Genomic DNA, 653 nt, shown 5'->3' on the forward strand with positions numbered 1-653 from the left:
ATACGGTGGCGGAGCTGCGCCATGCCGACGTGCACAGCCTGGACGGCACGGTGCTAGTCCTGCCCAGCCGCGACCTGATGCTGGCGGGCGACACGCTGGAGGACCCGATCACCTATGTGGTGGAGCCGGCGCGGCTGGAGACTCATTTGGCCGGGCTGGAGCGCATGGCCAGATGGGCGATCGGCCAGATTCTGCCGAACCACGGGGCACTGGAGCGGATCGCGGCCGGAGGCTACGGCCCCGGCCTGATCGAGGCTACCCGCCACTATGTTGGGAAGTTGCTGCGCAGCCGGACGGAGCCGGCGCTGCGCCAGCCAGACCTGCGCGGCTTTCTGCCCGAGGATTTTGCCGCCGGGACCATCGCGTACCATCCGGCCTATGAGGCCGTTCATCGCCGCAACCTCGCAGCGGTCGCCTGAAGGAGACGAACTTGGCCAAGTCAGGAGCCCGCCGCGGCAGCCGTGCCGAAGCCCTGCCGCATCCCCAGCCGCCGGCACCCGACCTGACCGGCCGCCACCTGGTCCTCCTGCCCGAGGACGACGTGCGGACCGGGATCTCGGCGCTGAAGAGCGTGGCCGGCCTCAAGGTGGCCCATTCCCGGGAGTTCGGCGAGCAGTCCATCCAGATGGCACTGGCCGAGGCCGACGGCATCC

General features: G+C 70.0%; 2 pseudogenes. Both read left to right on the forward strand.

Going from position 1 to position 653, the window contains the following annotated elements:
• Positions 1–419, forward strand: a pseudogene (locus EQG76_RS20930) (MBL fold metallo-hydrolase); the annotation flags it as partial.
• 11 nt (positions 420–430) lie between these two features.
• A pseudogene (locus tag EQG76_RS20935) lies at positions 431–653 on the forward strand (hypothetical protein); the annotation flags it as partial.

The sequence above is a fragment of the Geminicoccus flavidas genome (assembly GCF_009806515.1).
Lineage (GTDB): Bacteria > Pseudomonadota > Alphaproteobacteria > Geminicoccales > Geminicoccaceae > Geminicoccus > Geminicoccus flavidus.